6 protein-coding genes and 1 pseudogene are annotated in these 6,460 nt (G+C 57.1%); 5 read left to right on the top strand and 2 right to left on the bottom strand.

Annotated features, from left to right (window positions below; all coding sequences use genetic code 11):
• The 4 genes from dksA to folK all read left to right on the top strand — a co-directional run.
• A partial coding sequence (dksA, locus tag TU92_RS11890) for an RNA polymerase-binding protein DksA (RefSeq protein ID WP_112167432.1) occupies window positions 1-241 on the top strand: 241 nt, incomplete at its 5' end.
• A 63-nt stretch (window positions 242-304) separates the two neighbouring features.
• Entirely contained in the window at window positions 305-1,171 is an 867-nt protein-coding gene (gene gluQRS / locus TU92_RS11885; protein WP_112167431.1) for a tRNA glutamyl-Q(34) synthetase GluQRS, read from the top strand.
• Window positions 1,172-1,660: 489 nt separating this feature from the next.
• On the top strand, window positions 1,661-2,986 hold the full coding sequence (gene pcnB, locus TU92_RS11880; protein WP_208640451.1) for a polynucleotide adenylyltransferase PcnB: 1,326 nt from the start codon (window positions 1,661-1,663) through the stop codon (window positions 2,984-2,986).
• Window positions 2,983-3,462: a 2-amino-4-hydroxy-6-hydroxymethyldihydropteridine diphosphokinase gene (folK, locus tag TU92_RS11875; protein ID WP_112167430.1), complete on the top strand. Its 480-nt coding sequence runs from the start codon at window positions 2,983-2,985 to the stop codon at window positions 3,460-3,462. The genes pcnB and folK overlap by 4 nt, the downstream gene beginning before the upstream one ends.
• A 5-nt stretch (window positions 3,463-3,467) precedes the next feature.
• Here folK and qseC read toward each other — a convergent pair whose 3' ends face one another.
• Window positions 3,468-4,826 (bottom strand): quorum sensing histidine kinase QseC, encoded by a 1,359-nt coding sequence (gene qseC, locus TU92_RS11870; protein WP_112167434.1) that lies wholly within the window; start codon window positions 4,824-4,826, stop codon window positions 3,468-3,470.
• 5 nt (window positions 4,827-4,831) lie between these two features.
• Window positions 4,832-5,508, bottom strand: a pseudogene (gene qseB / locus TU92_RS11865) (quorum sensing response regulator transcription factor QseB).
• Window positions 5,509-5,656: 148 nt separating this feature from the next.
• On the opposite strand from qseB, the gene panB reads away from it, so the two are divergent.
• Window positions 5,657-6,451 carry a 3-methyl-2-oxobutanoate hydroxymethyltransferase gene (gene panB / locus TU92_RS11860; protein WP_112167429.1) on the top strand — a complete coding sequence of 265 codons (795 nt, stop codon included), beginning with the start codon at window positions 5,657-5,659 and terminating at the stop codon, window positions 6,449-6,451.
• The last annotated feature ends 9 nt before the right edge of the window (window positions 6,452-6,460 follow it).

Below are 6,460 nucleotides of genomic sequence, written 5' to 3'. Positions count from 1 at the left end.
GGTCGACCGTGCCGCTCAGGAAGAAGAATTCAGCCTTGAACTGCGCAACCGCGATCGCGAACGCAAGCTCATCAAAAAGATTGAAAAAACACTGAAAAAAGTGGAAGACGAGGATTTCGGTTACTGCGATTCCTGTGGCGTTGAGATTGGCATCCGCCGTCTTGAAGCACGTCCGACTGCTGATTTGTGTATTGACTGTAAAACTCTGGCAGAAATCCGCGAAAAGCAGATGGCTGGTTAAGTCCCGGGTTCCACGCGGTGCGCCATGCACCGCGTTCCCTTTATAACGCCGTTCCCCATTCTTATGCCGCAGACACCCTACATTGGCCGCTTCGCCCCTTCACCTTCCGGTGACCTCCACTTTGGTTCGCTGATTGCCGCACTCGGCAGTTATCTGCATGCCCGTTCGCAGCATGGCCAATGGCTGGTGCGTATCGACGATATCGATCCGCCGCGCGAAATTCCGGGATCTGCTGACCGGATATTGGCGACGCTGGAACGCTACGGGCTGGAGTGGGATGGCGACGTACTCTGGCAATCTCAGCGCCACGACGCTTACCGCGCCGCGCTGGACTGTCTGTATCAGCAGCACAAAAGTTATTACTGTACCTGCACCCGTCAGCGGATCGCGCAAACCGGCGGCGTCTATGACGGCCACTGCCGCACGCTCGGTCTCGGCGCTGAAAATGCCGCCATTCGTCTGCACCAGACCTTACCGGTATACGGTTTCGACGATGATTTTCAGGGGCATTTGCAGGCCAATACCGCACTCGCCGAAGAAGATTTCATTATCCGCCGCCGCGACGGGCTGTTTGCCTATAATCTGGCGGTGGTGGTCGATGACCATTTTCAGGGCGTGAATCACATCGTGCGTGGTGCGGATTTGATCGAGCCGACGGTGCGCCAGATCTCGTTGTATCAGCATCTGGGCTATCCGCAGCCAGGCTATCTGCATTTGCCGCTGGCGGTAAATGAAAACGGCGATAAGCTTTCTAAACAGAATCACGCCCCCGCGTTGCCGGAAGGCGATCCACGTCCGGTAATCATTAACGCACTGAATTTTTTAGGGCAAACGCCGCCAGAAAACTGGCAGGATTACACTTTGCCTTTATTATTACGCTGGGCGGTAACGCATTGGACGCCAGCAGATATCCCGCGTGAGAACGCTTAAAAGCACATCGGCATTCTCAAAGAGCTTGTCGTGAGCTATGATTAGCCGCTGTTTTTGCGTCACGCCATTTTTCAGTCACTATCGAGGTGTACCATTTTTACCCGAGTAGCCAATTTTTGCCGTAAGGTGCTAGTTCGTGAAGATAAAGTCATTCGTGAAGAAAAGGCTGTTCATGACGACGCCGCCCTTCATGGAGAAGTGAATCGCGAAGAGACCCCACGTCGTGATCCTTCACCCGTGGCTGAAGGCAATGTGAAGGCAAAAAATCCTGAACGTCGTGACAACGATCAACGCCGTGAAAACCGCGGCCGTCGGGAAGACAATGCGAACCGGGGTGAGCGCCGTAACAATAACAATCGCCGCTCCACGCCTTATCAGCCTCGCGGCGAACGCAACGATCAACGCGGTGAGCGCAGTGAACAACGCGCCCCTGTCGAACACGTACAGAAACCCCGCCCGTCATTTGACTATGCCGGTGAAACCCGTGCGATCACCATTGTTCCGCGTGACGAGCACAACATTTCCCGTCGTGATATCAGCGAAAATGCGCTGAAAGTTTTATATCGCCTGAACAAATCTGGCTTCGAAGCCTTCCTGGTCGGCGGCGGTGTCCGCGATTTACTGCTGGACAAAAAGCCGAAAGATTTCGATATCACCACCAACGCTACGCCGGATCAGGTACGTAAACTGTTCCGCAACTGCCGTCTGGTCGGTCGCCGCTTCCGTCTGGCGCACGTCATGTTTGGCCCGGAAATCATCGAAGTCGCCACCTTCCGCGGACATCACGAGCAGTACGAAGAAACCGACGATAAAAACGTGTCTCAGCAGGCCCAGAACGGCATGCTGCTGCGCGATAACATTTTCGGCAGCATTGAAGACGACGCCCAGCGCCGTGACTTCACCATCAACAGCCTCTATTACGGGGTAGCCGACTTTACCGTACGCGATTACACCGGCGGTCTGCGTGATCTGCAAAACGGCATTATCCGCCTGATAGGTGACCCGGAAACCCGCTACCGCGAAGATCCGGTGCGTATGCTGCGCGCCGTGCGTTTCGCAGCCAAGCTGGACATGAAAATCAGCCCGGAAACCGCCGAGCCGATCCCTCGTCTGGCGACGCTGTTGCAGGAAATCCCGCCAGCGCGTCTGTTCGAAGAATCCCTGAAACTGTTGCAGGCCGGTTACGGTTACGCGACGTATCAGAAACTGTGCGAATACCAGCTGTTCCAGCCGTTGTTCCCGCTGATTGCCCGCCAGTTTACTGAGGCCGGTGACAGCCCGATGGAACACATCCTGTTGCAGGTGCTGAAAAACACCGATCACCGTTTGCAAAACGATCAGCGCGTCAATCCGGCGTTCCTGTTCGCGGCGATGCTGTGGTATCCGGTGATTGAGCATGCGCAGAAGCTGGCGCAGGAAGGTGGTCTGACATATTACGACGCTTTCTCTTTGGCGATGAACGACGTGCTCGACGAACAGTGCCGTACGCTGGCCATTCCTAAACGTATCACCACGCTGGTGCGTGATATCTGGGCGTTGCAGCTGCGTCTGTCACGCCGTCAGGGTAAACGCGCGCACAAGCTGATGGAACATCCTAAGTTCCGCGCGGCGTTTGATTTACTGGCACTGCGTGCCGAAGTCGAACAGCATCGCGAACTGCAAAGCCTGACCGAATGGTGGAGCGAGTTCCAGGAAGCGACGCCTGCTTCCCAAAAGACCATGCTCGGCACCTTAGGTGAAGATGCGGTGCCTGCGCGCCGTGCCCGCACCCGTCGCCCGCGCAAACGGGCTCCGCGTAAGGAAAGCGGTCAATGATCCGCGTTTACCTCGCTCTGGGCAGCAATCTTGCCCGTCCGCTTGAGCAGGTAAATCTCGCACTCGAGGCGCTGGCCCATGTGCCGCGCACCCGTTTTGTGGCCGCGTCCCCGTTTTACCGCAGTAAACCGCTGGGGCCACAGGATCAGCCGGACTATCTGAACGCCGTCGTGGCGTTAGATACCCTGCTTCCCCCTGAACAGTTGCTCGACGCCACCCAGGCGATTGAGCAGAATCAGGGGCGCGTGCGTAAAGCTGAGCGCTGGGGGCCAAGGACGTTAGATCTTGATATGCTGATTTATGGCGATCAGGTGATCAACACCGAACGTCTGACAGTCCCGCATTACGACATGAAAAACCGGGAATTTATGCTTTATCCGCTGGCCGATCTGGCACCCGATCTGGTGTTCCCGGATGGCGAAACGTTGCAAAGCCTGCTCGCCCGCGTTCCCCTGAATGGCCTGACGAAATGGTAAGTCGCTCAGCGACTTACCCGCACATCCAACCCGCCCTCTGCCCTGTTCCTGTAAACGACGTTAAGCTGATGTAACTGCGCGATCCTCTGTACTATCGAAATCCCCAGCCCACTGCCAGTTTGCTCCTGCCCCGGTGGCCGGTAAAAGCGCTCGCCCAGCCTCGCCAGATGTTCATCCGTGATACCCGGCCCCTGATCGGACACGGTTAATCCCTGCTCGTCCAGCGTCACTGTAATGTGCGTTCCGCTCGCGGAATAGCGGATGGCGTTATCAAGTAAATTGCGCACCATCAGCGATAACAACAGCGACTGCCCGCGCAGTTCCGGCGGCGTCCCCTGATGTTCAAAGCACAGTTCGATACCTTTGCTGTGCGCGCGATAATCCTGTTCTGCCAGACTTTGCGCCACCAGCGTCGGCCAGTCGATGATTTCAAGCGTTTCCGGTTCGGCAAAGCTTTCCAGCCGTGACAGCGTCAGCAGTTGATCAACCAGACGCGTGGCGCGATCGATACTGGTGGTCAGATTTTCCAGCGCATGTTCGCGCATTTGGGCGTCGTCACCGGAAAGCTGTACCACTTCAGTCTGCACCCGCAGCGCGGCCAGCGGGCTGCGCAACTCATGCGCCGCGTCGGACGTAAAACGTCGCTCGCGGATCAACATTTCGCCGGTTCGCGTGAACAAAGAATTCAGCGCATCCGCCAGCGGCAGCACCTCGCCGGGCAGTTTGTGAGTATCAATAGGCGTGGCGTCTTCCGGCGAACGTTGCCGCAGACTTTCGGCCACGCGGCGCAGCGGGCGCAGTTCCAGCGTCACCATCACAATCAGCGCCAGCAACAGCACCGGCAAAGAGGCAAGCCACGGCGTCAGCTGGCCGCTGACCAGTCCCCACGCCATGTCATTGCGGTAATCGTATTCCTGCCCTACGGCCACGCGATATTGATCGTCCGGCGACGTCAGCCAGACCATGCGCCAGAGATCGTCATCGCCTTTCAGTTCCACATCTTTAAAGCCCTGGGTATCGTGATCGAAGCGGATATGCCTGCCCTTCTCGCCGTCGTTGAGCAACATATCGCCCTGCCGGTTGAAAATGGCGAACGTGAGGGCATCGTCGTCGGTATGGCCACGCGAACCTTTATGCACCCACTTTTTGGTATCCGGCAGTTCGGTACTTTTCTGCTCATTCAGACGCTCGCCCAGACCGGTGGCGGCGAGCCGTTTGGCGAACAGCATCTGCTGGGTGTCGAACACTTCGTTGATGTGTTTTCGGGTCTGATGCCACGCCACGCCGCTGGCAATCAGCCAGGTCAGCAGCGCCAGCAGGGAAAAAATCAGGATCAGCCGCACGCGCAGACTGAGGTTTTTCAGCTCTTTCACGCCGGTTCTCCTGTCTGCGCGTCGCCCAGCGTATAACCGACGCCGTGCACGGTGCGGATAAACCCTTTGCCGAGTTTGCTGCGCAGATGATGGATATGCACTTCGACCGCGTTACTGCTAACGTCTTCATCCCAGCTGTAGAGTTTTTCCTGAATCAGCGTGCGGGCCAGTACGCGGCCCTTGTTGTTGAGGAACAGCTCGAGCACCGCGACTTCGCGTGGCGTCAGCGTGACAGATTCGCCGTTAAGCATCACGCTGCGGGCGCAGGATCGAATTCGATCCCGCCGTGGGTGACTTTTGGCGTGATCACGCCGTGACGGCGGCGGTTAAGCGCCTGCAAACGCGCCGCCACTTCAACCAGCGCAAACGGCTTGCAGAGATAGTCGTCGGCACCGGCCTGCAACCCGCCGACGCGCTGCTCCAGCGCATCGCGCGCGGTGAGGATCAGCACCGGCGTATCGCGCCCGGCCTGTCGCCATTCGCGCAGCAGCTGCATACCGTCCATACCTGGCAGGCTTAAATCGAGGATTACCGCGTCATACGGCGCGCTGTCGAGCGCCGCTTTGCCGGTCAGCCCGTCGGTAAACCAGTCAATCGTAAAGCCCAGTTTCGTCAGCCCGGCCTTAATGCCGTCGCCAATCATTTTGTCGTCTTCAACTAACAGAATTCGCATGGTTCCCTCCGTTTTTATCCATTATAGGCGAAGCATCTTAGCGACTTCTTAAGACGGCGATCGCAGATCTTTGCTGTCTGCCTGTAGGCGCTTACAGTAGAATACTGCCATCATATTCATCCGATGAATTATTCAAAGGAAAGTGTTCATGAAACCAACCACGCTGAGCCAGCTTCGCCAATGGAAGCAGGAAAAACATAAATTTGCGACCATTACCGCTTATGACGCCAGTTTTGCGCAGCTGTTTGCAGAACAGGGTATAAACGTCATGCTGATTGGTGATTCTCTGGGCATGGTCGTTCAGGGTCAGGATTCCACGCTGCCAGTGACGGTGGAAGAGATCGCCTACCACACCCGCTGCGTGCGCCGGGGTGCGCCTCACGCGCTGTTGCTGGCTGACCTGCCGTTCATGAGTTACGCCACGCCAGAGCAGGCCTTCGAGAGCGCTGCTGTTCTGATGCGCGCCGGCGGCAACATGGTCAAACTGGAAGGCGGCAACTGGTTGTGCGATACGGTGAGAATGCTGACCGAACGCGCCGTGCCGGTGTGCGGCCATCTGGGGCTGACGCCGCAGTCGGTGAACATTTTCGGCGGATACAAAGTTCAGGGACGCGATGAAGTGGCGGCCAATCAGCTGATCAAAGATGCGCTGATGCTGGAAGAAGCCGGTGCACAGTTACTGGTGCTGGAATGTGTGCCGGTCGAACTGGCGCGCCGGGTCACCGAAGAGCTGACTATCCCGGTGATCGGCATTGGTGCCGGTAATGTCACTGACGGCCAGATTCTGGTGATGCACGACGCCTTTGGTATCACCGGCGGCCATACACCAAAATTCGCCAAAGATTTCCTCAGCGAAGCCGGTGACATTCGCGGTGCAGTGCGTCTTTACGTCGATCAGGTCGCGCAAGGCGTGTATCCGGGCGAAGAACACTCTTTCAAATAATCGGGGACA

This window comes from Rahnella inusitata (assembly GCF_003263515.1).
Taxonomy (GTDB): Bacteria; Pseudomonadota; Gammaproteobacteria; order Enterobacterales; family Enterobacteriaceae; genus Rahnella; species Rahnella inusitata.
The sequence above is the reverse complement of the archived record's forward strand: the minus strand, read 5'-3'. Positions and strand labels throughout refer to the sequence as shown.

Excerpts from the sequence above, each read along its gene's own strand:
- gluQRS (WP_112167431.1), top strand. The coding sequence starts at position 305 with ATGCCGCAGACACCCTACATTGGCCGCTTCGCCCCTTCACCTTCCGGT.
- folK (WP_112167430.1), top strand. The coding sequence starts at position 2,983 with ATGATCCGCGTTTACCTCGCTCTGGGCAGCAATCTTGCCCGTCCGCTT.
- panB (WP_112167429.1), top strand. The coding sequence starts at position 5,657 with ATGAAACCAACCACGCTGAGCCAGCTTCGCCAATGGAAGCAGGAAAAA.